This is a genomic window from Bacillus sp. JJ1474, from assembly GCF_036965225.1.
In the GTDB taxonomy this organism is placed as follows: domain Bacteria; phylum Bacillota; class Bacilli; order Bacillales; family Cytobacillaceae; genus Cytobacillus.
In genome coordinates, this window is sequence record NZ_JBALPC010000089.1 from 1 (window position 1) to 22,720 (window position 22,720).

Below are 22,720 nucleotides of genomic sequence, written 5' to 3' on the forward strand. Positions count from 1 at the left end.
CCTTTCTGTTATTTGATTTTCACATTGACTTTCTTTTCTATGTTCATTGGATAGTCCAATATTTTCAGTTTAATCGGACCAGGCGAGGCCGTGGCTGCAGAATAGGGGACAATATATTGTATATAGTTATCCGTAGGTGACCAGCTGACAGCATAAGATTTATCTTTTTCAATTACATTGCCTTCTTGATCGATCGCATGCATGAACATCATGTTTTGAGCAAATTTGAGGTCAGTTTCTACTTTTATGAAAAGCTCATCTTTAAATAATTTTACCTCTGTTATTTTTCCATCCTTCGGCGCTTCTAGTATTTGATTATTTAATGGATCAATTTCCACCCAAAGTTTATCTTTATCAAGGGCACGAAGAGAACTAAATCGTAAGTTTAACTCCTTTGGGTTTAAGAAATAGTGGCTCTGCAAGTGGAAGATTAATTCATTTTCGTTAATTATTGTAGTTGGTAGTGAACTTAACTCCCAAACTTCCCCTTTTTCATCCACCATTTGAAGATCATTAATACCGAATAGTTGCTTACTGTTATTCGGATCAAATGTTATGTGGACATCTGTTTGGGAAGGATACACTGTAACATCTTTAATCGTCAATTCTTGATTTTCGACCGAAACTGTCTTGTTTAAAGTAAACATTTGCTTTTTCGCAAATTTCCCTTCATCTAACTGGAATGGAATCGACCAATGACCTTCCAAAAGGTTACCATCAACTTTGAACTGGCCAGAAAGGATAAGATCCTTCGGCAGCTCCTTAATATCGGAGAGTGAAACCCTTAATTCAAGAAGTGGATTTTCATTTAATGATCGATATTGTCCATATACTTTTTCTGTGAGCAACTCATCATTACTATTTAGCAGGTTGATAAACCAAGGTAAGACATGCTGTGATTCATCTTCAGCCTGAAAGTAATAAAACAAAATCAGATTCTTCTCATCATAGATGACAGAATCTAAAGTTATTTCAATGTCACCAATTTTGTCGGATGTATCTACCTTTTGTATATAATCATTTTCAACTGTAGCCATTAATCCTTTATCATTTCGGACAAAATCAATTACTTGGCTCATTCCTGGAATATTTCTCATATAATCGGCCATCGTTTCGGAAACATTTACGGTTGTGATGAAGGAAATCGCCAAAATACTTGCAACTAACAATATTTTTACGGGGCGTGTTTTCCGGCCTCTAAGTTTTTCCCTTTTCGCACGCTGGATTCCTTCTAAGATTGCGGCATTAGCAAAATCATCAGAAAAAACAATCTCATTATAAAAATCTCTTGATTTCTCCAATTCTTTTTCTTCTTTTTCAAACATTCAGCCCACTCCTATCTTCCATTTGATTTCTCAGCGCTTTGAGTCCTTTGTATAACCATGTTTTTATCGTGCTTTCCGGACACTCCAGTATTTCAGCGATATCTTTTATCCGGAGATCGTGGTAATACTTGAGAATAATCACTTCACGGCAGCGAGAGTCGATTTTCTGCAGAGCTTCTTGGATTTCTATCGATTGGCTGTGATCAATTGTTTCCGCAAGGCTATCTAACAGGTCCGTATCGGCTATTCTCTTTTTCCTTCGGCTTTGATCATGGCAGTAATTCAGCATAATCCGAATGAGCCATGTGGAGAAATATTCCGGTTCCCTCACTTTTTTAATAGAACGATAGGCTCGAAAAGTTACCTCCTGCAAAGCTTCCAGTGCATCTTCTTCATTACGCAAATAGGAGTAGGCAACTTTTAGCAGACGAACTTTATGAATTTGCATAAGCTCGTAAAATGCTTCGTCATCTCCCTTTTTTGCTTTATGTAGAAATTTACTTACTTCCAAGAAGATCCTCCCCTTTTTCTTTTCTATACGTTAGACATGGAAATCGCGTAAAAAGACTTAAAAATTTACATTTTGTTAGTAATCATTTAGTAATAGGTAAAAATTCATAAAATAATCTAAAAATTAACATGTATTTTACGAACAATTAACATTCCTACAGTAAATTATAGTTAAATGTGATTAATTATTGGAAAATGGGGGTGAGTATGTGCACATCGAAATTGGAGAAGTATCAAAAGACAATGTCATTGTAACACCTTCAACCTTATGTGAGGTTGTTTATTCAATATTTACTGAAGACCCATCCTTGGAAGGGATTGTCGTGTGTAAAGAAGAACGGCCAATTGGGTTAGTAATGAGAACTCACTTTTTTCAAAAACTATCAACAAAATACGGATTTGACCTTTTTATGAAGCGGACGATTGAACTCGTGATGGACCAAGAGTTCCTAATGGTTGAATATTCAGTCCCCATTACTGAGGTCAGTGCGCTAGCGATGGGCAGAAAGCAGGAGCATCTTTATGATTATGTCATTATCACGAAGCATGACCGTATCCATGGAATTGTAAGTATTAGAGAATTAATTATTAAATTATCAGAGATTCAAATAAATATTGCCCGTTTTTCAAATCCTCTCAGCGGACTTCCTGGAAATAATGTAATCGAAGAAACACTGAACGAAGTGTTGTCATATAAAAGATTTAGTGTGTTTTACATAGATATTGATTTGTTCAAATCCTTCAATGATACATTTGGATTTAGTAAGGGAGATGAATTAATTAATGAGACTGCCAAGATTATTAAGAAGGTAATTGACATCGAGGAGAACGCTCCCTCCTTTGTTGGACATATTGGCGGCGATGATTTTATTGCCGTTATCCCTCATTTCAACCATGAGCCGTTATCACGACAAATTATTTCACTCTTCCAGTATGCTACGAAGCGTTATTACTCTGAAGATGAATGGAAAAGTGGGAGAATTCAAGCAAGAACAAGACAGGGGCAGATTGAATATATTCCGTTAGTAACGATATCCATAGCGATTGTACAAAATAAAAACTGTGTATTTACATCAGTAGAGGAAATAAGTAAAGTGGCTGCTAGATTAAAAAGCAGATGTAAAGCGATTAAAGAAAATTCATTTCTATCGTTAGAGGATGTCAGTGAAGAAGTTTTGCCTCAATAGTGGTAGAAAAGCCATGTAGTTTTGATAAACTACATGGCTTTTTAAGTTTTACATTAACACATTCGTATATCAGTCTAGCCGAATTGAGTTCGTAAAATAGGATTGGAGTGTGGTAATTTTCCATTTATTAATTCGGGATTTGGTTTCCCGAGAGCAAAACCCTGCCCCATATGGACGCCTACTTTTCGTAAGTAGTTTAGCTCCGAAAGTGATTCTATTCCTTCTGCAACGATTTGAGTATTTGACTGTAAAGCAAAATCAAGTAGGAGCTCTACTAAATGCTGCTTCTCGGGATGCTCATCAATTTTGCGAATAAGAGATTTATCCACTTTAATAAATTCGGGTTTTATGTAAATGAGGGTTTGTAAGCTATTATAGCCGGTTCCAGCATCGTCAACGGCAATACGAAACCCTTGTTGCCGATAATGATCTATGATTCGTTCGAATTGGCTATAATTGGTTACTGCCTCTTTTTCGGTAAGTTCTAAAACGATTTGCTCAGGGCAAAGATTATATCTTTCCAATAATTCCAGCGTTATTCCACTTCGATAGGCGGGATCAGCTAATACTTGTGGCTGGATATTGAGAAATACGAGTGGAGTCGAAGTGGGTTGAAACCCCTTGACCTGATCCGAGAATCGTTCAAGAGAAAGATTCCGGAGAAATCGTTCTATCATAAAAACATCATTGCTTTTGCCGACATATTCATAAAACTTTTCAGTTGTCGGAAACAATTTTGTCGGTTTAGGACGATTTAAAATCTCAAACCCTAATGTCTTACCTTCCTTCAGGCAGAGAATGGGCTGAAAAACCGTATCAACCTTCCCTTTTTGCATGAGCTCCTGAAGCTCTATACTCTTTCTATATTCTTGATAAAGACTTCCCTTCTTAGCATTTAAAAAGGCAAGAAAATTTATAAAATTGGTTAATCGGTTATTTTTCATAAGCCACCTATTGTGTAGAAATTTGTCGTTAAACTATCTCCATTATAATAGGTATTTTTGATCATAATGATAAGCGTTTGTAAATTTTATGTAAAAGCAGGGTGCTTGGTGGTATATGCCCCATATTTTTACATTGGAATCATAGACAGGCGTCTTTATTATTCCTCCTCAATGTTTATTCTGGCCTTGATTTTATCGAAGGTTTCTTTCGCAAACTCTTTAAGCGAATTGAATGGTAGCGGTTCAAAATTCTTCACCGCTTGTTTCGCCAATAGAAAGGCCTCATCCCAGTTTTTTAGATTCAGATGGCAAAGAGATTTGTAGGAATCCATCACATAAAAAAGAGATAAATCAAACGGATGATGGATATAGGATGGAATCTCTATTTTTTCAAAGCTATGAAGTGCTTCTTCATAACGATTAAGTCTATATAAGGCTTTCCCTTCTTCAAGGAAGAAGTAGTATTTAAATGAATTTGAAAGGTTTGGATCTGTTATGCATTGCTTGATTTTCTCGATGGCTTCTTCGTATTGCTGCTGTTCCGATATGAGAGTGTCAATCATCATAAGTTCATAAAACAGAATAGAAATCATATCATCTGCAAACTCACCGTATTGCATAAGTTTTTTTGAGTAGTACAATTTTCTTTCTTCATTTTTTGTAATCATGGCATATCCAGCGGCGAGTCTGTACAAATCATCGATGTGATAGAAAATTCGATGCTTTTTTGAATAGGCGAAGGCGTTCTCCAGAACTTGTGCAGCTTCTTCTGAATGACCAGCGGAAAAATATAAAACCGCTTCATGATAATCTAGATCAAGACGAGTCTTTGGATCTATATAGGCATGGTGTGCTTCGATTTTCGCCCGCTCCCTCAAGAATATGGTTAATGATTGCTCATAGTTCAGTTCAATGAATTTTTCGAGTGCACGGAAGATGCCAATATCTGCTCGCCTTGATGTGAGGTTCATCTGATCGTAAATAACTGCTGCCTGTTCAGAGAATTTCTCCCAACCACTAATCTTTTCTTTGTACAGACAACGGCTGTAAATGTCTAATAACCTTGCTGATACATAGCCGTTCGTTAGGTTTGGGACATACGGCTCAATTAACGCAATAATTTTACTTGCTTTTACCGTATTTAAGAATGTAGTTTCTGGGTCACTTAATTCATCTTCACTATACAGTTCTTCTGCCTGTTCCAAAACCTCGCTTAATTCAGAAAAACTAACCTCTTCCAATAAATCGGATACTTCAACACCTAGCTGTTCAGCGATATAATGCAAGCTTTCTATCGAGGGATTTGCCTTATTATTCTCAATTAGACTTAGCATCCCTTTCGTAAGAGCCACACCGGCAAGCTCCTCGAGTGTCATTTTTCTCTGTTTTCTTAATTTCCGAATTCGTTCCCCTAACATTTTGAGTAGGCACGCTCCTAGTTTCATTTATTTGTTTAATTATATTAAACTTTTGCTTGAATGGGAAGGGAAGGATATGGTAAGATTTGTTTAATTAAATTAAACTTTTCAGAGTGGAGGATTCACATGGAAGAAGTTTATAAGATTAAAAAAGCAACATACCATCTTTGGACATTTACCGTTAGCAAACTGATTTCCACTTTCGGAGCACAGGTTTATTCATTTGCCATTAGCTTTTATATTTTACAAATGACGGGTTCTGCAACGAGTTTTGCAACAAACCTGATTTGCAGTATACTGCCGCGTACTCTTGTATCACCTTTTGCAGGATATGCTGCAGATAGGTATTCAAGGAAGAAGGTCGTCATCGTTGCACAAATTGGTACAACGCTTGCCATTGGGGGATTGCTCCTTGTCATCTTATCCTCAGGTTTATCACTCGGTGCCATTTATGCAACAACCTGCATCTTGTCCATTACGTCAACCTTTTCCGGAGTAACCTTCACATCATCCATTACAGGCCTTGTTGACAAGGAAAGAATTCAGAGAGCCATGTCCCTCAATCAGATGTCTATTTCTTTCGCTTCTATTGGAAGTCCGGCAGTTGGTGGATTATTATACGGTACAGTCTCAATGCCAGTATTTTTAATTTTGTATATGGCCGCTTCCTCCATTGCTGTTATTCTTGAATCAACGATGAATTTCAATCTCTTCGCCAATCGTAGGAAGGATGTCAATGTTGAGCAAAAGGAATCGATGTGGCAAAGCATGAAAGCAGGGATAAGTTATTTGAAATTGCAGCCAATCATTATGACGATGATCTGGATCGGTCTGCTCGTAAATTTCTTATTCGGAGCGTTTGAGGTAGGCTATTCATTCATCCTTATTGAAAAATTGAAAATGTCATCCATTCATTTTGGCTTAACAGAGGGTGCTTTTGCATTTGGAATGCTTTTGCTGTCCATTTATTTAACAGTAAGAAAAGAAGTGAGGTTCCCATTTCTCTTATCCAAAAGAGGAATTATAGGGATGGGAATCACGATGGCGGGAGTAGGATTTCCGTTGCTAGTTTCTTTATCCTATAACATCGTATTTGCTTATTACATGTTCATTATGTTTGGATTCGGCTTACTAGTCATAATCGTCAATACACCTTTGCAGGTGATGATGCAAAAATTAATTGATGATGATTTTAAGGGGCGAGTTTTTTCCATTCTTGAAACAATGTCCATGGCACTTATGCCATTAGGAATGGTCATCTACGGATTTCTGTATGATATTTTTCCTGCACAATGGATATTGTTTTTGTCTTCGATTTTACTAATTGGAGTTGTACTTTTTCTGGCTAGACCTTCTGTCATTCAGCAAGTTCATCCAGAATTAAGAGGAGTTAAAGAAGTTAAAAATCGTGCGGAGTCTTTCTCATAGAATCTTTGAAAAAGAGAGTAGTAGAACAAAGGAATTTTCCTTTCGAATAACGAAATAAAGTAAGGAGATTTAAGAAAAGGGGAGAAACTAACCATGTCATTACAAGCTAGCATTTTATTTTCCAATGATGCGCGCATTCAAGAAAATGGTCACATTAAGCACTATGTTGAAAATAGTAAGGCTGCATTCACAGCATTGTTTCTTGGGGAAGAGTTGACAGTTGTTATAAAAGAAATTGAGCGAGAGCAGCAGTCTCTTGAAAAAACTCGGATGGTTGCAGGAGCTATTGCACGTGAACTAGGCAGCCGCCAAGTATTAAAGGCAGTTATTCAAGCAGATTCAATGAAAGAGGCATTGCCTGGCCTGCAGCTAGATGAGTTAATCACTGCCTTTGTGGAAGGCTGGCATTTAGGCGCATATAAATTTGTTATTTACAAGTCTAAGGAAGATCGATTCCAAACTGAATTAGTAATAGATGGAGCAGCAGAACTAGAGCCATTTATGGAAACAGGAAAAATTCGTGCGGCTGCAACAAACTTTTCTCGTGATTTAATGAATGAGGTTCCAAATGTGTTGAACCCGGAAACATTTCCTTTGATCCTGCAAGACGAGTTTTCTGAAACGGATGTTCAAGTACATGTATTTCATAAAGAAAAGCTTGAGGAAATGGAAATGAACGGTGTTTTAACCGTTGGCCGTGGAAGTAAATATAAGCCATCATTTGTTGAGCTCGTTTATAAGGGGGATGAGTCAAAGCCGCTTGTCGCTCTTGTTGGAAAGGGAGTTACGTTTGATACAGGAGGAATTAGCCTGAAGAGTGGCAGAGATTTAAGTGATATGAGAATGGACATGGGTGGTGCCGCTGCTGTTGCAGGAGCCGTGAAGCTATTAGCAGCATCAAAGGCAAAGGTCAATGTGGTGGCATTGATTCCAATCGTTGAAAATTCGCCGGATAATACGTCCGTGCTTCCAGGGGAAATTATCCGTTATAAGAATGGTCATACGGTTCAAGTAGGGAACACGGATGCAGAAGGACGCCTCATCTTAGCTGACGGTCTAATTCGCGCAGGTGAATGGGGAGCTGGCCATGTTGTGAATATCGCAACCTTAACAGGGGCGATTGTGAACGCACTTGGGACAAAAATAGCAGGGGTCTTTGGAGATGAGCAGCTTTCTAATGAAATGAGGCTGCTGGGCAAAGAAAATGGCGACTTCGTTTGGCCGATGCCATTAGTTGATGAATACGACAGCTATTTAAAAAGCGATTATGCTGATTTTAGCAATATATCTTCTAAAGGGGAGGCTGGGTCCATAACAGCAGGTTTATTCCTTCGCCGTTTTGTGCCTGAATCATGCAAATGGCTTCATGTGGATATGGCAGGCGTAATGGAAAGTGAAGAAACCGGTTACTATCCGAAAACCGCAACGGGATTTGGTGCAAGACTACTAGCAGACTTTACAGTGCATGTTTCAAAGTGAAAATAACATGTTTGTAAGAGACACGAATTATTTGGGGAGGAACCTGTGTGTTAACTAGTAAACAATTAACAGACATTAAAGAACTTCAGCAAGCATGTGAGGCTTCAGAATCATTTGAACTAAAACTAAATTGGGATATGCTGAAAAGTCGAGCAGGAAAAGATCGAGAGGACTTTTTCTATTATGAGGATGAAAAATTAGTAGGTTTTATCGGACTATATGGCTTTGGAAATAAGGTTGAAATATGTGGAATGGTTCATCCAGATTTCCGCCGAAAAGGAATCTTTACTGGGCTTTATCAGGTAGCCCTTCATGAAGTAAAAGAAAAAGGCTATCGAAAGGTTCTTTTGAATGCTCCTACTAATTCAAAGTCTGCAAAAGGATTTCTAGAAACCATCCCATGTAAATATTCTCTTTCAGAATATCAAATGAAGTGGAAAGAAACAGAGCTGAACATATCCGAGGATGTGACTCTTAAACTATCTGCTCCTGACGATTTTGAACTAGAAGTTCAATTGGAGGTTCAATGCTTCGGGTTTGAAGAAGAGGAAGCCAGAGCCTTCAATACTCAAAGATTTGATGATGATCAATATTTAATCATTTTGTTTAACGGAAAGGCAGTAGGAAAAATTCGAGTTTCTCATCTTGATGGTGAAGCTGGGATTTATGGATTTGCTGTTCTTCCAGAGTTTCAAGGAAATGGTATTGGGCGAAAAGCCTTAACAAATATTGTCATAAAGGAACATAAAGCAGGTTTTCCTATTTTCCTAGAGGTAGAAGCGAAAAACGCACATGCACTGCGATTGTATGAATCATGCGGGTTTAGAGCCTATCACTCACAGGATTATTATGAGATCGTATAACAAACATTGGGTTTTCCTTCCATGTGAATCTAGGTAACTTGACATATTTTATCGTTTATTGTAGACTACATGTAACAATTTAATAAGACCTCACTTTTACTAGTGAGGTAGAGGCGCGATGTTTAACAGTCTTTAGTGGAGCTTGAGAAGCAATGATGCTAGAGAGAAGGAAATATCGCCGAAGCTTGTAATATTCTCAGTATTACTGGTTGGGTCTGCAGTTAAGAGCTGCAGGACTGTCTCAATAAACTTCCCGGTTTATTGAGGGGTGCTATCTCATTAAGGGAAAGAAGAGGACTTTAGGGCATATGTATGTAACGAGACCTGAGTGTATCTTAGGTCTCTTTTTATTTTGTGAATTTCCAAAATAAATGAAATATTGCCATTATTAAGAGGTGGCAGTCATACGTAGTTAAGTGGAAAAATATACTAAACTATTATAGCAAAGGGGAGTATGATCATGAGGAAAAAATTATCATTATTTTTAGTAATGTCTTTATCTATGATTTTGCTTTTAGCAGGATGCGGTACGAGCGGCGATAGTGAAAAAACAAAAGAGTCAGGCAGCGCAGGCAGTGACTCAAAGGGAACCTTTAAGGTCGGTATGGAAGCAGGGTATGCTCCTTTCAACTGGACACAAATGGATGATTCCAATGGCGGAGTGAAAATCGATGGCAATGCTGAATATGCAGGCGGATACGATGTTGAAATTGCCAAAAAGATTGCTGAAGGCTTAGGAAAAGAATTAGTCATTGTGAAAACAGAATGGGACGGTCTTGTACCAGCATTACAATCAGGTAAATTAGATGCCATTATTGCAGGAATGTCACCGACAGAAGAACGTAAACAGACAATTGATTTCTCAGAAAACTACTACACATCACATTTTATTATGGTTGTTAAAAAGGGTGGGCCTTTCGAAGGAGCAACTTCTATTAAAGATTTCAAGGGTGCCAAAATTACTGGCCAGTTAAATACGTCTCACTATGCTGTAATTGATCAAATTGAAGGCGTACAGAAAAAGCCTGCTATGGACAATTTTCCTGCGATGCGTGTCGCTTTAGAATCGGGAATAATTGATGGATATGTATCAGAACGTCCTGAAGGAATTAGTGCTTCTTCAGCTAATGCTAACTTTGCAATGGTGGAATTTACAGATGGATTTAAGGCAGATGAGGCAGATACAGCTGTAGCAGTTGGTCTTAAAAAAGGCAGTGAATTAACAGCGAAAATCAATGAAGTTTTAGCAGGCATCTCTGAAGAAGAGCGCCAAAATATTATGGATACTGCGATCAAAAATCAACCAGCAGCAGAATAATGTAGAAGTGAATACCGGCTGCATCCAATTGCAGCCGGTATTTAGATTTAAGGGGGTAAACTATGAGCTTAGAGTGGATTTTAACAATGATTTCAAACAACTGGCCGATGTTCCTTCGTGGAGCAGGGATGACACTCTTTGTTTCCATTATTGGTACGGTCATTGGCGGAATTATAGGTTTATTGGCAGGAGTCATACGTACAATTCCTGTGCCTGAAAATAAAATCAAACGAATATTCTTAAAAGTGGTAAATGCAATTCTTTCTATGTATATAGAATTTTTCCGAGGAACACCGATGATTGTACAGGCCATGGTTATTTTTTATGGTTCTGCTTTAGCATTTGGGATAGATATGAATGTAACAGTTGCAGCAATCGTAATCGTATCAATCAATACGGGAGCCTATATGGCGGAAATTGTTCGTGGTGGTGTTATTTCTATCGATCGAGGACAGTTTGAAGCTGCTCAAGCGGTTGGGATGAATCATGTGCAAACGATGCTTAATGTCGTACTGCCGCAAGTTATTCGAAATATTTTACCGGCTACCGGCAATCAATTTATCATTAATATTAAAGATACTTCCGTACTGAACGTTATTGGCGTAACGGAATTGTATTTCCAAACAAAAACTGTGGCTGGAATCAGCTTTAAATATTTTGAACCATTCTTTGTTGCGTGTGTTCTGTATTTCGTCATGACTTTTACGGTAACACTCATTTTACGCTACTGGGAAAGAAAATTAGACGGACCGGAAAATTACAGCATGATTGAAACAAAAGCTAATTAATAAGAAAAGTGCAAGCGCCTTGTTCAGCCCCGACAAGCACAAGACAAGCCGGCAGGAAGGTTGTACTTTAACCTTCTTGTCGGATTGGCTTGTGACTCGAGGGGCTAGGCGCTGGAGCTAGACAATAACGAAGGAGGAGCACTTTTGGAAAAAGTAATTGAAGTACAGCATTTAAGCAAATCCTTTGGATCTCATGAAGTATTAAAAGATATCGATTTTTCCGTAAATAAAGGGGAAGTTGTTTGTATTATTGGTTCCTCCGGTTCCGGTAAATCAACACTTCTTCGTTGTATAAACCTTTTAGAAAAGCCGAGCGGCGGTCAAATCATATATCATGGTGAAAATATATTAGATGATAAACATGATATTCATGCTTACCGTACAAAGCTTGGAATGGTGTTCCAACAGTTTAACCTATTTAATAATCACACTGTCCTCAGCAATTGTGTTGTTGGCCAGGTGAAGGTATTAAAACGTTCAAAAGAAGAAGCGGAAAAAATCGCCATGAAATATTTAAAGGTTGTAGGTATGGACCAATATGTAAATGCGAAGTCTAAGCAGCTATCAGGCGGGCAAAAACAGCGTGTAGCCATTGCTAGGGCCCTTTCCATGGAGCCGGATGTTATGTTATTTGATGAACCGACTTCAGCCCTTGATCCTGAGATGGTTGGAGAGGTTCTTAAAGTTATGAAGGAGCTCGCTGAAACAGGTCTTACTATGTTAATTGTTACGCATGAAATGGAATTTGCTCGGGAAGTTTCAGACCGTATTGTATTTATGGACAAAGGGGTTATTGCTGAAGAAGGAACGCCAGAGCAAATCTTTAATCAACCAACACAAGAGCGTACGAGAGAATTCCTAAAACGGACATTGAAATAATTTTAGTGGACCGATCCTGGTGCAAGCAGGGATCCAATGGTACACGGATGCTCAATAAAAGAAAGGCGTTCATAAAGTTTCAACTTTGTGAACGCCTGTTTTTTACTTCAATAAAAAAATTCTTTTCTATGAAAGCTTGTTGTTGATTTAGTCGTATGTGTGCATGTGAATGGGTTTTATTCTTCAGATTCCACTTCTACCCACAATTTTGACCACTCTTCTATTTCTCTCATAATTGGCTCCAAGGCTAGACCTTTTTCAGTCAAGGAATACTCAATTCGGACTGGTGTTTCCGGGAAGACTTCACGTTTGACGATTCCTTGGTTTTCAAGATCCTTTAGTCGTTCTGAAAGGACTCTTCCGCTAATGCCAATTGAGGATTCTAACGTACAGAAACGTTTTGTACCTGACAGTAGCTGGTAAATCACGAGGCCAGTCCAGCGCTGACTCAAAATATTCATAGCATTCTCGAATCGAGGACAAAGTAGAGATTTATTCATCATCCATCACCCCTCTATTTATAAAATACCATTTTACAATCATCAATATAATTACCATACATCATAAATACACTTGACACAAGTACCTTTTAAAAATATAATTACTTACATAAAGTAACTAACTAATTGAAATTGAATATAAGATCATTATACCAAATAAATGGATTACAGATGAGGATTTATTTTGAAGAATGGGGGGGTAGCATGAATCTTGAAGCGGATGTTTGCATTGTTGGTGCTGGCCCTGGCGGCGCTTTATTAGGCTATTTGCTAGCGAAGAATAATATATCAACGATTGTTGTCGAGCGTCATGACGGGATTGATAAAGAATTCCGTGGCGAACATTTAAATAAGGATGGAGAAGCCATCTTAAAAAAATATGGCCTATATGAAAAGGTCGAAAATGAAGGTTTACTTTTAATGGAACGAATCGAATATTGGCATCATGGGCAAGTGATTAAGACGGTAACACCTGCTGAAGGAGATCAACATGTAGGAATCCATGTCCCGCAGCGAAATTTATTAAGCGTGTTGAACGGAGAATCCGAACCGTATCCAAATTACAAGCTCATGATGGGCACGAAGGTTACAGAATTAATCAAAGATGAAGATGGCCATATTACTGGAGTGAAAGCAAGAAAAGACGATCAGGAAGTGACCATTAATAGCTCCATCGTTGTAGGTGCGGATGGGCGGTTTTCTACAGTAAGAAAATTGGCGGAAATGCCGTTTCAGACGATCAAACATGGTTATGACCTTCTTTGGGCCAAAATACCAAGCCCGGCAGGATGGGAGCCAACGATTAAACAGACATTGGTTGGGGAAAGTCAGCTAGCTTTATTTACCCAGGCAGGCGGATTTATACAAATCGGCTGGAATATAGAAGAGGGTTCGTATCCTTACTTGAAAAAGCAGTCGTTTGAACCGTTTATCAAGCAAGTGACCGATGCTTTTCCAGACTTGACGGAAACGGTTCAGCAGCACATTCAATCATGGAATGATTTTATTTTATTAAAAGTTCAAAGCTGCCATTGTCCAACATGGGTAAAGGATGGCCTCGTCATTATGGGGGATTCTGCCCATACGATGAGTCCAACGGGAGCATTTGGCATTAATTGTGCCTTAGTTGATGCGAGTGTTTTATCGGAAGTGATCATGGAAGCACTTGCCACCAATGATACGAGTGCGTCTCAATTAAAAAAATATGAAAATGACCGCCGGAATGAGATCGTACAGCTGCAAGAGCAGCAGTTAATAAAAGAAGCATCCTATAAGGATAATTTTACCGTCCCAGCCTTGGCTTGATGACGGTATGAAGTTGAAAAAAGGTATGGGGGGAAATCATGATGGGAGAAATTAAGCTGAATTCGAACAGACTTTCGGTTTTAGAGGATAAAATCCAAATCATAAAATCAGGTGAAGGTGCGATTTACTTAGTGGGACCGATCCGCCTACCGGTTAATTTAAATGGGGAAACAATTGTTTTTAAATGGTATAGCTGGCTAAAAAGCGATGAAGTAATGGAAGATTATCAACAGGTAATTTCTAAATTATCATCTGCGAACCTAGCAGAATATCAACAATCAAGTGTTCTTGTTTATGGTGACTTTGAGTATGAGGATGAAGCTTTGATAAGAATGCACTCCATCTGCCATACAGGAGATATTTTTGGAAGCAAGCGATGCGATTGCGGGTTTCAGCTAAAGCAGTCGATGAAAATGATCGCGGAGCATGGTGTGGGAGCCTTATTTTATTTGGCAAACCATGAAGGCCGGGGAATTGGATTATTTAGTAAGGCCATGGCTTATATCCTTCAAGAAAATGGACACGATACAGTGGAAGCCAATGAAGCTCTTGGCTTTGCTGATGACACAAGAAACTACGATGATGCTATTCAAGTACTTAAAGCTCTAAGAACGAAACCAGTAACGCTTATAACGAATAATCCTAAAAAACTTGAAGCATTAAGAGCTTCAGGGTTGCCTGTCTCAGGGAGAACACCATTATGGGGAGATATCTCCGAATACAATGAACAGTATTTGCGGACAAAAATAAAGAAATCCGGGCATATGGAAGTGGAAGGTACGTTGCCGGCTAAGCCTCGAGTTATGTAACAACTGGATTCAGGTGCAAAGCAGCGTCTGAACCCGGGTGACTGCCCCGCGTTGAAATCTGTCGAAACAGATTATTCAGGTGAATAGACAACACCCGAAAAATTGCTGCAAGAAGGAAGGGACTGTCCGAATGACGAATCATGAATTTTATATGGAATTAGCCTTGAAAAATGCACAAGCGATGAAAGGCCAGACTGATCCAAATCCATTGGTTGGTGCGGTCATTGTAAACGATAACCGTGTTGTAGGGATTGGAGCCCATTTAAAAGCAGGTGAGCCGCATGCGGAAATCCATGCCATTCGAATGGCTGGAGAGCAAGCAAGAGGCGGAACCATCTATGTGACGCTTGAGCCTTGCTCCCATCATGGCAGAACTGGCCCTTGTGCAGAGGCTATTGTGGAGGCTGGAATTAAACATGTAGTGATTGCAACGCTCGACCCAAATCCAGTTGTATCAGGAAATGGGGTAAAAATCCTCGAAGATGCCGGCATTGAGGTCATCACGGGAATTTGTGAAGCTGAAGCTCGAAAGATGAATGAAGTTTTTAATAAGTTCATTGTAGAGAAAAAGCCGTTTATCACTTTGAAATCAGGAATCACCCTAGATGGGAAAATCGCAACCCATACTTCCAGCAGCAAATGGATCACCTCCGAAGATGCGAGACACGATGTCCATCAGCTTAGGAGTGAAAATATGGGCATTCTCGTTGGGGTCAATACCGTTATTCATGACGATCCAGAACTGACTTCAAGAATTCCGAATGGACGCCATCCGATCCGGATTATTTTGGATTCTTCTTTGAAAATCCCTTTGGAATCCAAGGTAATTACAGACAAGAAAGCGGAAACATGGATTTTTACTAGTGAAAACTACGATAAAGACAAGCGGAAAACACTAGAGGACTTAGGGATTCCCGTATTCGTTACGACTGGTTCAAAGACTGTTGACCTAAATAAGGTAGTAGATATATTGGGGGAAAAGCTTGTTTCATCCGTATTAATTGAAGGCGGCGGAACGATCAATGCTTCCTTTTTAGAAAATAAATTAATCGATAAAGTCGTCCTCTATATCGCTCCTAAATTAGTAGGCGGAAAGCATGCACCTACCTTTTTGGAGGGGACAGGAATCGAGATGATGAGCGATGCTATCGAATTATCAGATGTAACCGTGACTCCGATTGGGAAAGATTTTAAGTTTATGGGGTATCCTTCTTATTAAAGCTTTGAGTCATCATGACAAAAGGTGCCAGTTCTATCCAACGAATGGGATAGAGGCTGGCACCTTTTCATTTTTTCAATCGATTAGCAATAAATCTTAGTCTATTTCCTCTATTTGAGTGAAATAGGCAGAAATTAATTGTTCAATTTGAAGAAGTTCTTTATGTGCAAACAATACCTTTTCTTGTTTTAAAGTTTGGATCGTTAACTCAATTAGAAACTTACGGGGCTTTTTGGAATCGACGATTTCTTCTTGAATAAAATCCAGTAATTCGATGTATTTGGACTTCTCTTCATGATGGATTAATGCCTTTTTTAATTCTAAAATCGAATGGTATAAACTGTTTTTGAAGGCATGATCGTTTCCCTTACAGTTCGGCAGCCAGTTTTCCAATAGCTCTGGCTTAAGCAGCTGATCCCCAGCTTCAGCCACCTCATCTACAATCTTCACTATTCTACTAACACAATATCGGACAATTTTGCTAAGGCTTGCATTTGATCCGTGTGCCAAATTATTGTATTTAAGATTATTGTGCAGAATCCCCATAAACATAACGGCACAGTCCAATAAATACGGTTCCTTGTCTTCCCCAAATATATCGATAAAACGGTGATACTTCCACTGGAGTATTCGCAGGTGACCTCGTTTAATATATTGTTTAAGCTCTTCATCATTCGAAAAAATGACTTCTTCAAAAAGGGAAATGAGTTTGTTTGCCCGGTTGGTCTCCAATTGCAATTCTAGTTGTTTAATGAATATCTCAATATTCGAAGGATCCTGACCAATAAGCAAATCATTTCGCTCTTTTTCCAGTTGTTTGTATATGGTCCTAAAGAGGGCGATTAATAATTCACTTTTTGACGAAAAGTAATTATAAAATGTCCCTTTAGAGATACCGCTATAAGTTAAAATATCTTGAATCGATGTTGCCTGGAACCCTTTTTCAATAAATAATTGATGGGCCATTTTAATAACATGTTTCTTTCTTTCGTTCATAATATCACCTTTTATATGAATTGGACTCCCTGTATAAAATACATAGTACATTAATTTTAATGTTTAGACAAACCCATTTAAACATGGAATTTTTTTGTTGCAAAAATTGAACACATGGTATATGATATTGTTCTGTGTAACACGAGTACAAATTAATGTACTTAAGGTATAGGAGGAGAAATAATGGGTGAAGCCACTAAAAAGTCAAACGGTGCACCATATGGGATTCTTGCGATTCTCATGATTGGGGCTTTTATTACCTTTTTGAATAATACATTATTAAATATCGCGCTTCCTTCTATTATGGAGGATCTAAATGTTGGCCCAGCGACCGTACAGTGGCTGACAACTGGTTTTATGCTTGTAAATGGTGTGTTAATTCCAACAACCGCCTTTTTAATTCAGAAATATTCTGTTCGTCATTTATTTATAGCGGCTATTAGTTTATTTACAATCGGAACTGTTCTAGCTGGCTTTGCACATGCCTTTCCATTGTTATTAGCAGGAAGAATGTTTCAAGCTTCTGGTTCGGCCATTATGATGCCGTTATTAATGAATGTTATGTTAGTCTCATTCCCAATTGAAAAAAGAGGAACGGCTATGGGGTTCTTCGGGTTAATTATGATGGCAGCACCAGCAATCGGCCCGACATTATCAGGCTGGATTATTGAACATTATGACTGGAGGATGCTATTTCATTTTATCACACCAATTTCTGTCATTGTATTACTGCTTGGGTTCTTCATGCTTAAGGATAAGAAAGATAAAGTGGATATCCGCCTAGATTTCCTTTCCGTTATATTATCCAGCGTAGGCTTTGGCGGGATGCTTTATGGATTTAGCTCTGCTGGTACTAAGGGATGGGATAGTCCCTTGGTATATATCACGTTGATTCTTGGCGTTATTTCATTAATATGGTTTATTTTGCGCCAATCGAAGATGGAACGCCCGATGCTTAATTTCGGAGTATTTAAGTTTCCGATGTTTGCATTATCTGCGTCTATATCGATGGTTTTAAATATGGCTTTATTTTCGGGAATGTTATTACTTCCGATTTATGTGCAAAATCTTCGTGGCATTTCTCCCATGGATGCTGGCATACTCATGCTGCCAGGAGCCATTGTTATGGCGATTATGTCTCCAATAACAGGAAAATTATTTGATAAGATTGGTGGACGAATACTAGCGATAATCGGCCTAGCCATTACTACGATAACAACTTATTATTTAAGTAAATTAACACTGGATACAACTTATGGCCATTTAATGGTGCTATACACTGTACGGATGCTAGGAATGTCTATGGTTATGATGCCTGTATCAACAAATGGTTTAAATCAACTTCCTGCACGCTTTTATCCGCACGGTACAGCGATGAATAATACACTAAATCAAATTTCCGGAGCGATTGGAACGGCAATACTTGTTACACTCATGTCCAATCGTACGGAAACACATGCAGCTAACTTAGCTGCGGAAGCAATGAAAAATGCTGCTGGGCAAGCGCCTACAGAAGCAGCAATGGCAGCCATGAAACAGCAAATTGAGATGATGGCTATGCTTGAGGGGATTAATGATGCATTCTTTGTCGCAACCTTTATTGCTGCGGTATCCCTCATACTTGCCTTCTTTATTAAACGAGCGAAACAAGCGGAAGATCCAATGGAAAGTAAAACAGAAGGTACAAAAATAACAAAATTAGCTGAGAATTAATAAAAAATGCACGAAGCCCACTTAACTAGGGCTCGTGCATATTTTTTATTTTCCTATGGCAAATTGTCGTATTTCCTGTAAAGCCTGCTGAAGATCTGACATCGTTTTTACGCCATTGTCAATTTCAATTCCGAGTTCAATCATTGTGTCTGCAGTATCAGGGCTGATTCCAGTTAAGATCGTAGAGCAGCCTAGTAGTTTAATGCCTTTCACAATCTTAAATAGGTGGTTAACAACCGATGTATCGATATAAGGAACACCTGAAAGATCAATAATTAATTGCTCCGCTTTTAATTCCTTTACCTTTATGAGTGTTTTTTCACGAATTTTCTTTGCCCGATACGTATCGACATTTCCCACTACAGGAAGAATACAGACCCTCTCGGCAAGTGGGATGATCGGAACAGACAATTCATCGACAGTTTCACGATGAATCTTTAATAATTCATCTTTATAGCTCACATAATAAGCTGTATGGGAATCTATGTATAGATCAATAATGTCATTAACATATCGCTCTAGGGCGAAGAATTCTTCCATGCTTAGGGAATGCTTGGATTCAAGATAAAATACCTTAATAGCATTCCAAATTATTCCTCGCGCGGACTGAAATAGCTCCAAGGATAAATGGATTGGGAAATCAGTTCTTGCACTTTGGCCGCCTCTTTCCTTCGCCCTCTCCATAATTTCTTCCGTTTTCAATTCAAGGATATTTTCTGTCACGACCTTGATAATTGGATTTCCTTCCGCTTCATACTCATAAAGAAGATGATTTTCTTTCATAAAAGAAGTTAGATAGCTTTTATTTTTCTGTAAATATTGAATCCATTCTTTCGTATAAAAGTCTAAATTGTCTCTTAGAAATTGTGCTAATTCTTCCTTTGAATGCACCGAATTGATCATGGAATGGCCCCCTATAAATGTATTGGATGGGTGATTTGCTTTAGCAAATGTAAGAAAGAAGGTGGTTCCTTGTCCTGTTTCGCTATTGACACGAATGCTGCCATTATTGCTTTGGATGGCATTAAATACTTGGGCAAGACCCATGCCTTTGCCATCCTGTTTTAATGTAAAAAAAGGAGTGCCAAGCAGACGAAGCTTGTCCTTTGGGATGCCGATGCCTGTATCAGAGATGCTTAGATGGACTCCGAGAGCATCTTCGTATTGCTCAATCAGTAACGTGCCGCCTTCATTCATCGCTTCGATGGCATTTTTAATTAAGTTGAAAAGCGCTTTCTTAATCTGATCCTTCCTGCCGGTTACCATGGCTTGATCGTGGTTGAATTTCCTTATTAAATGGATATGATAAAGCTGGTTTTGAAATAAAAGCAATATCGCGTCAATCACAGAGCATAGATTAAAGGTTGTATGCTGTTCCTGGAAAAACTCAGGCTTTGATACACTCATTAAATCATTTAAGGTTTGAATCGCACGGTCTAATTCACTTTGCGCAATTTGAGTATATTCTTGATTATAATTTTGCTCCATTAGCTGAAGAAAGCCTTTCACGGCAGTCAAGGGATTTCGTACTTCATGGGCAATTCCCGCTGCCATTTCCCCGATGGAGGATAACAGGTGATTATTCCAATTGTTATGTTCATGCATGCTTTGAAGCTGATTAACATTAAAGATAAATATATGAATCTTTTCTAATTTTTCATCTTTACATGTTCGATGAAACAGAAAAAAATGCGGCTGAGTATCGATAATCAGAATAAATTCATTTAATTTCCCCATAAAACATTCATGCAGCTTTGCCTTAAGTTCGTTATTTTTTATTCGGTGAAAAAGGTAATTGGAGCTGCTGTCCTCTGAAATTAGTAGTCTTTTTCCCTCGGTGTTCATTTTTTGGATTGTCCCATCAGGTGTCAATTCTATCAATCCATATAAGGCTTCATTAGAGGCAGGCGATTTATTCAATATTTGGTACCCCCATTACTGAGCCACTTTACAGCTCGGACTTTAGTTCCGTGATTTATATTGCTGGTAATTTCAAATTCATCCATAAGACGCCTTACTCCAGTTACCCCCAAGCCTAAACCCGTTTTTGAGGAATAAGTCTGAGTCAATATTTGCTCCAAGTTCTTAATTCCTGGGCCTTTATCGATTGCTATGATTTCTATACAGTGAGGAAGTGGCCTTATGTGAAGCTCGCCTTTACCAGCATAGAAGACGATGTTACGAGTTAGCTCCATGATAGAAACAACCACTTTGGTTTGTTGGCTGCAACTTAAGCCTAGCTCCTTTGCAACCTTTTTTCCTATTGAGCTTGCCACATACACATCGTCTTCTCGTTCAATAATAATTTTGTACAAATTCATCTCCAATCCTTTTGTAGAAATATTAGAATTTTAAGAGTATTTTGGTGTATTTTAGCTAAATTTTATCACAATTTTTATAAAAGTATAGTAGATTTTTACTATTATATTGGAATAACAAAATAAAAAAAGAACTCGCTTTCACACGAGTTCTTTTCAAACGCTTTATATTTAATAAATTCCTGATTAGAAAAGGTTCAGCTTCCCAATCCGCTCTACAGCCTCTACAAGCACCTCTTCGTCTACTAATAGCCCGACCCGGACATAGCCCTCTCCGTATTCGCCAAAGCCATTTCCAGCGGCAACGGCCACATCTGCCTTTTCAAGCAAATAATCGGCGAACGATTCACTTGTAAATCCAGCTGGGACAGGGAGCCACGCAAAGAAGGAACCGCTCGGTGCTTCTGCTTTCCAGCCGATTTTTCTGCATTCCTCTATTAGTACGTTACGGCGGCTTTCATAGCGTGAAACCAGTTCATCCACACAGCTTTGATCCTCTGTTAAGGCTGCAGCAGCTGCCATTTGTACCGCTGGAAAAAGACTGCAGTATAAATGATCTTGTATCAGATTAAGAGCTTCAATAATTTTCGGATTGCCAACTGCGAAACCAACACGCCAGCCTGCCATATTATACGTTTTGGACAATGTATACATTTCTACACCAATTTCTTTAGCTCCTTCTACTTCTAGGAAACTAGTTGGTTTTTTGCCGTCAAAGCCAATCGCGCCATAGGCAAAATCGTGCAGAATAGTAATATGATGTTCTTTTGCAAATGCAACGGTTTCTTCAAAAAAGGAACGGTCAGCAGTCGCTCCTGTTGGATTATTAGGGTAGTTCAAATACATGAGCTTGGCCGCTTCCCTTTGCTGAATCGGGATCGCGTTAAAATCAGGCAGAAATTTATTTTCTGCTTTTAAAGGAAAAGTCTCATATTGAACATTAGCCAGGACAACGCCTGATAAATAATCAGGATAGCCCGGATCAGGAAGCAGCATTAAATCGCCTTCATTTAATAAACACATAGGCAGCTCGACTAATCCTGTCTTCGTTCCAAAAAGGATCGCCACTTCAGTCGATGGGTCAATTTCAACACCGTATTGTTTCAAATAAAATTCAGCGGCAGCATTTTTTAATTCTTGAATTCCGCGAAACGGAGAATATTTATGCGTTTTTGGATCCTCAGCTGCTGATTGCAGTGCCTTTACAATATGAGGGGGTGTTGGCTGATCGGGATTTCCCTGTCCTAAATTAATAATGTCCCGGCCTTCTGCTATAGCTTTACTAACCTTTTCAACTAAGGTAGCAAAAAATTGGACAGGCAGTTTTTTTAAGCGATTTGAATATTCCATGTGCTTCACCTTTTCTATCATAAAATGAAATAATTGAAAATTAGCTATAATACTATTGTAAATGTTCGCATTTTAATTTCAAATTTTATATTTTTTCAGTCAAAATGTCTAGAGCATTATAAGAATATTTTCGAACAAGATGCTTTATTCATAACGGAAAAATAATATATGGTCATGAGGGTCAGTTTCCGCATGCTTATGAAGGAAACTGGCCTATTTGTGAAATAGGTCTAAAAGGGATGTGTGAGAATGAAGTTAGAAATGCGAAAAAGGGCATACTAAAATCATCTTCTTAGTCACCTGCTTGACAATAGGTTTAAGCTTCGAAAAAGAGAAAAAACTTAAAAGTTTCAATTAGATTTGTGAATATT

Annotated in this window: 20 protein-coding genes and 1 riboswitch; of the genes, 11 read left to right on the plus strand and 9 right to left on the minus strand. The window is 38.5% G+C overall.

Going from position 1 to position 22,720, the window contains the following annotated elements; genetic code table 11:
* Positions 1-8: 8 nt before the first annotated feature.
* Both V7164_RS12990 and V7164_RS12995 read right to left on the minus strand, forming a co-directional pair.
* The gene (locus tag V7164_RS12990; RefSeq protein ID WP_335347799.1) at positions 9-1,325 is read right to left on the minus strand and encodes a DUF4179 domain-containing protein; all 1,317 of its coding nucleotides are present in this window, start codon (positions 1,323-1,325) and stop codon (positions 9-11) included.
* Positions 1,318-1,836 (minus strand): sigma-70 family RNA polymerase sigma factor, encoded by a 519-nt coding sequence (locus tag V7164_RS12995; RefSeq protein WP_335347798.1) that lies wholly within the window; start codon positions 1,834-1,836, stop codon positions 1,318-1,320. Before V7164_RS12995 ends, V7164_RS12990 begins: the two co-directional genes overlap by 8 nt.
* 208 nt (positions 1,837-2,044) lie before the next feature.
* Between V7164_RS12995 and V7164_RS13000 the strand changes: the two genes are divergently transcribed.
* Positions 2,045-3,022, plus strand: coding sequence for a GGDEF domain-containing protein (locus V7164_RS13000; protein WP_335348432.1), 978 nt, complete (start codon positions 2,045-2,047; stop codon positions 3,020-3,022).
* A gap of 74 nt (positions 3,023-3,096) precedes the next feature.
* On the opposite strand, the gene V7164_RS13005 is transcribed toward V7164_RS13000, so the two are convergent.
* Positions 3,097-3,966, minus strand: coding sequence for an EAL domain-containing protein (locus tag V7164_RS13005; RefSeq protein ID WP_335348431.1), 870 nt, complete (start codon positions 3,964-3,966; stop codon positions 3,097-3,099).
* A gap of 158 nt (positions 3,967-4,124) precedes the next feature.
* Entirely contained in the window at positions 4,125-5,384 is a 1,260-nt protein-coding gene (locus V7164_RS13010) for a helix-turn-helix domain-containing protein (RefSeq protein WP_335347043.1), read from the minus strand.
* A 126-nt stretch (positions 5,385-5,510) separates the two neighbouring features.
* On the opposite strand from V7164_RS13010, the gene V7164_RS13015 reads away from it, so the two are divergent.
* The 6 genes from V7164_RS13015 (at position 5,511) to V7164_RS13040 (ending at position 12,139) form a co-directional block, all read left to right on the plus strand.
* Positions 5,511-6,812 carry an MFS transporter gene (locus tag V7164_RS13015; RefSeq protein WP_335347042.1) on the plus strand — a complete coding sequence of 434 codons (1,302 nt, stop codon included), beginning with the start codon at positions 5,511-5,513 and terminating at the stop codon, positions 6,810-6,812.
* 93 nt (positions 6,813-6,905) lie between these two features.
* Positions 6,906-8,291, plus strand: coding sequence for a leucyl aminopeptidase family protein (locus tag V7164_RS13020; RefSeq protein ID WP_335347041.1), 1,386 nt, complete (start codon positions 6,906-6,908; stop codon positions 8,289-8,291).
* Positions 8,292-8,338: 47 nt separating this feature from the next.
* A complete protein-coding gene (locus tag V7164_RS13025; RefSeq protein WP_335347040.1) occupies positions 8,339-9,154 on the plus strand; it encodes a GNAT family N-acetyltransferase in 816 nt (271 codons plus the stop codon).
* A 100-nt stretch (positions 9,155-9,254) separates the two neighbouring features.
* Positions 9,255-9,436: riboswitch (Lysine riboswitch) on the plus strand.
* 178 nt (positions 9,437-9,614) lie between these two features.
* The gene (locus tag V7164_RS13030) at positions 9,615-10,472 is read left to right on the plus strand and encodes a transporter substrate-binding domain-containing protein (protein WP_335347039.1); all 858 of its coding nucleotides are present in this window, start codon (positions 9,615-9,617) and stop codon (positions 10,470-10,472) included.
* Positions 10,473-10,534: 62 nt separating this feature from the next.
* Positions 10,535-11,260 carry an amino acid ABC transporter permease gene (locus tag V7164_RS13035; protein ID WP_335347038.1) on the plus strand — a complete coding sequence of 242 codons (726 nt, stop codon included), beginning with the start codon at positions 10,535-10,537 and terminating at the stop codon, positions 11,258-11,260.
* A 144-nt stretch (positions 11,261-11,404) separates the two neighbouring features.
* Positions 11,405-12,139: an amino acid ABC transporter ATP-binding protein gene (locus tag V7164_RS13040; RefSeq protein WP_335347037.1), complete on the plus strand. Its 735-nt coding sequence runs from the start codon at positions 11,405-11,407 to the stop codon at positions 12,137-12,139.
* Positions 12,140-12,315: 176 nt separating this feature from the next.
* Here the strand turns inward: V7164_RS13040 and V7164_RS13045 are convergent, their stop codons facing one another.
* Complete coding sequence (locus V7164_RS13045; protein ID WP_335347045.1) at positions 12,316-12,639, minus strand: winged helix-turn-helix transcriptional regulator; 324 nt, start codon at positions 12,637-12,639, stop codon at positions 12,316-12,318.
* Positions 12,640-12,843: 204 nt separating this feature from the next.
* On the opposite strand from V7164_RS13045, the gene V7164_RS13050 reads away from it, so the two are divergent.
* The 3 genes from V7164_RS13050 (at position 12,844) to ribD (ending at position 15,972) form a co-directional block, all read left to right on the plus strand.
* Entirely contained in the window at positions 12,844-13,944 is a 1,101-nt protein-coding gene (locus V7164_RS13050) for an FAD-dependent monooxygenase (RefSeq protein ID WP_335347036.1), read from the plus strand.
* Between the two features lie 41 nt (positions 13,945-13,985).
* Positions 13,986-14,753 carry a GTP cyclohydrolase II gene (locus tag V7164_RS13055; RefSeq protein WP_335354282.1) on the plus strand — a complete coding sequence of 256 codons (768 nt, stop codon included), beginning with the start codon at positions 13,986-13,988 and terminating at the stop codon, positions 14,751-14,753.
* Between the two features lie 130 nt (positions 14,754-14,883).
* Positions 14,884-15,972, plus strand: coding sequence for a bifunctional diaminohydroxyphosphoribosylaminopyrimidine deaminase/5-amino-6-(5-phosphoribosylamino)uracil reductase RibD (ribD, locus tag V7164_RS13060; protein WP_335347035.1), 1,089 nt, complete (start codon positions 14,884-14,886; stop codon positions 15,970-15,972).
* Positions 15,973-16,068: 96 nt separating this feature from the next.
* Here the strand turns inward: ribD and V7164_RS13065 are convergent, their stop codons facing one another.
* Positions 16,069-16,968, minus strand: a complete 900-nt coding sequence (locus tag V7164_RS13065; protein WP_335347034.1) for a TetR/AcrR family transcriptional regulator — start codon at positions 16,966-16,968, stop codon at positions 16,069-16,071.
* A gap of 183 nt (positions 16,969-17,151) precedes the next feature.
* Here V7164_RS13065 and V7164_RS13070 point away from each other — a divergent pair, with 183 nt between their 5' ends.
* Positions 17,152-18,681, plus strand: a complete 1,530-nt coding sequence (locus tag V7164_RS13070; protein ID WP_335347033.1) for a DHA2 family efflux MFS transporter permease subunit — start codon at positions 17,152-17,154, stop codon at positions 18,679-18,681.
* A 45-nt stretch (positions 18,682-18,726) separates the two neighbouring features.
* Here V7164_RS13070 and V7164_RS13075 read toward each other — a convergent pair whose 3' ends face one another.
* The 3 genes from V7164_RS13075 to V7164_RS13085 form a co-directional block, all read right to left on the minus strand.
* Positions 18,727-20,601: an ATP-binding protein gene (locus V7164_RS13075; RefSeq protein WP_335347032.1), complete on the minus strand. Its 1,875-nt coding sequence runs from the start codon at positions 20,599-20,601 to the stop codon at positions 18,727-18,729.
* Entirely contained in the window at positions 20,598-21,002 is a 405-nt protein-coding gene (locus V7164_RS13080; protein ID WP_335487402.1) for an ATP-binding protein, read from the minus strand. The genes V7164_RS13075 and V7164_RS13080 overlap by 4 nt, the downstream gene beginning before the upstream one ends.
* A 183-nt stretch (positions 21,003-21,185) precedes the next feature.
* Positions 21,186-22,349 carry a pyridoxal phosphate-dependent aminotransferase gene (locus tag V7164_RS13085; protein WP_335347030.1) on the minus strand — a complete coding sequence of 388 codons (1,164 nt, stop codon included), beginning with the start codon at positions 22,347-22,349 and terminating at the stop codon, positions 21,186-21,188.
* Positions 22,350-22,720: the final 371 nt, after the last annotated feature.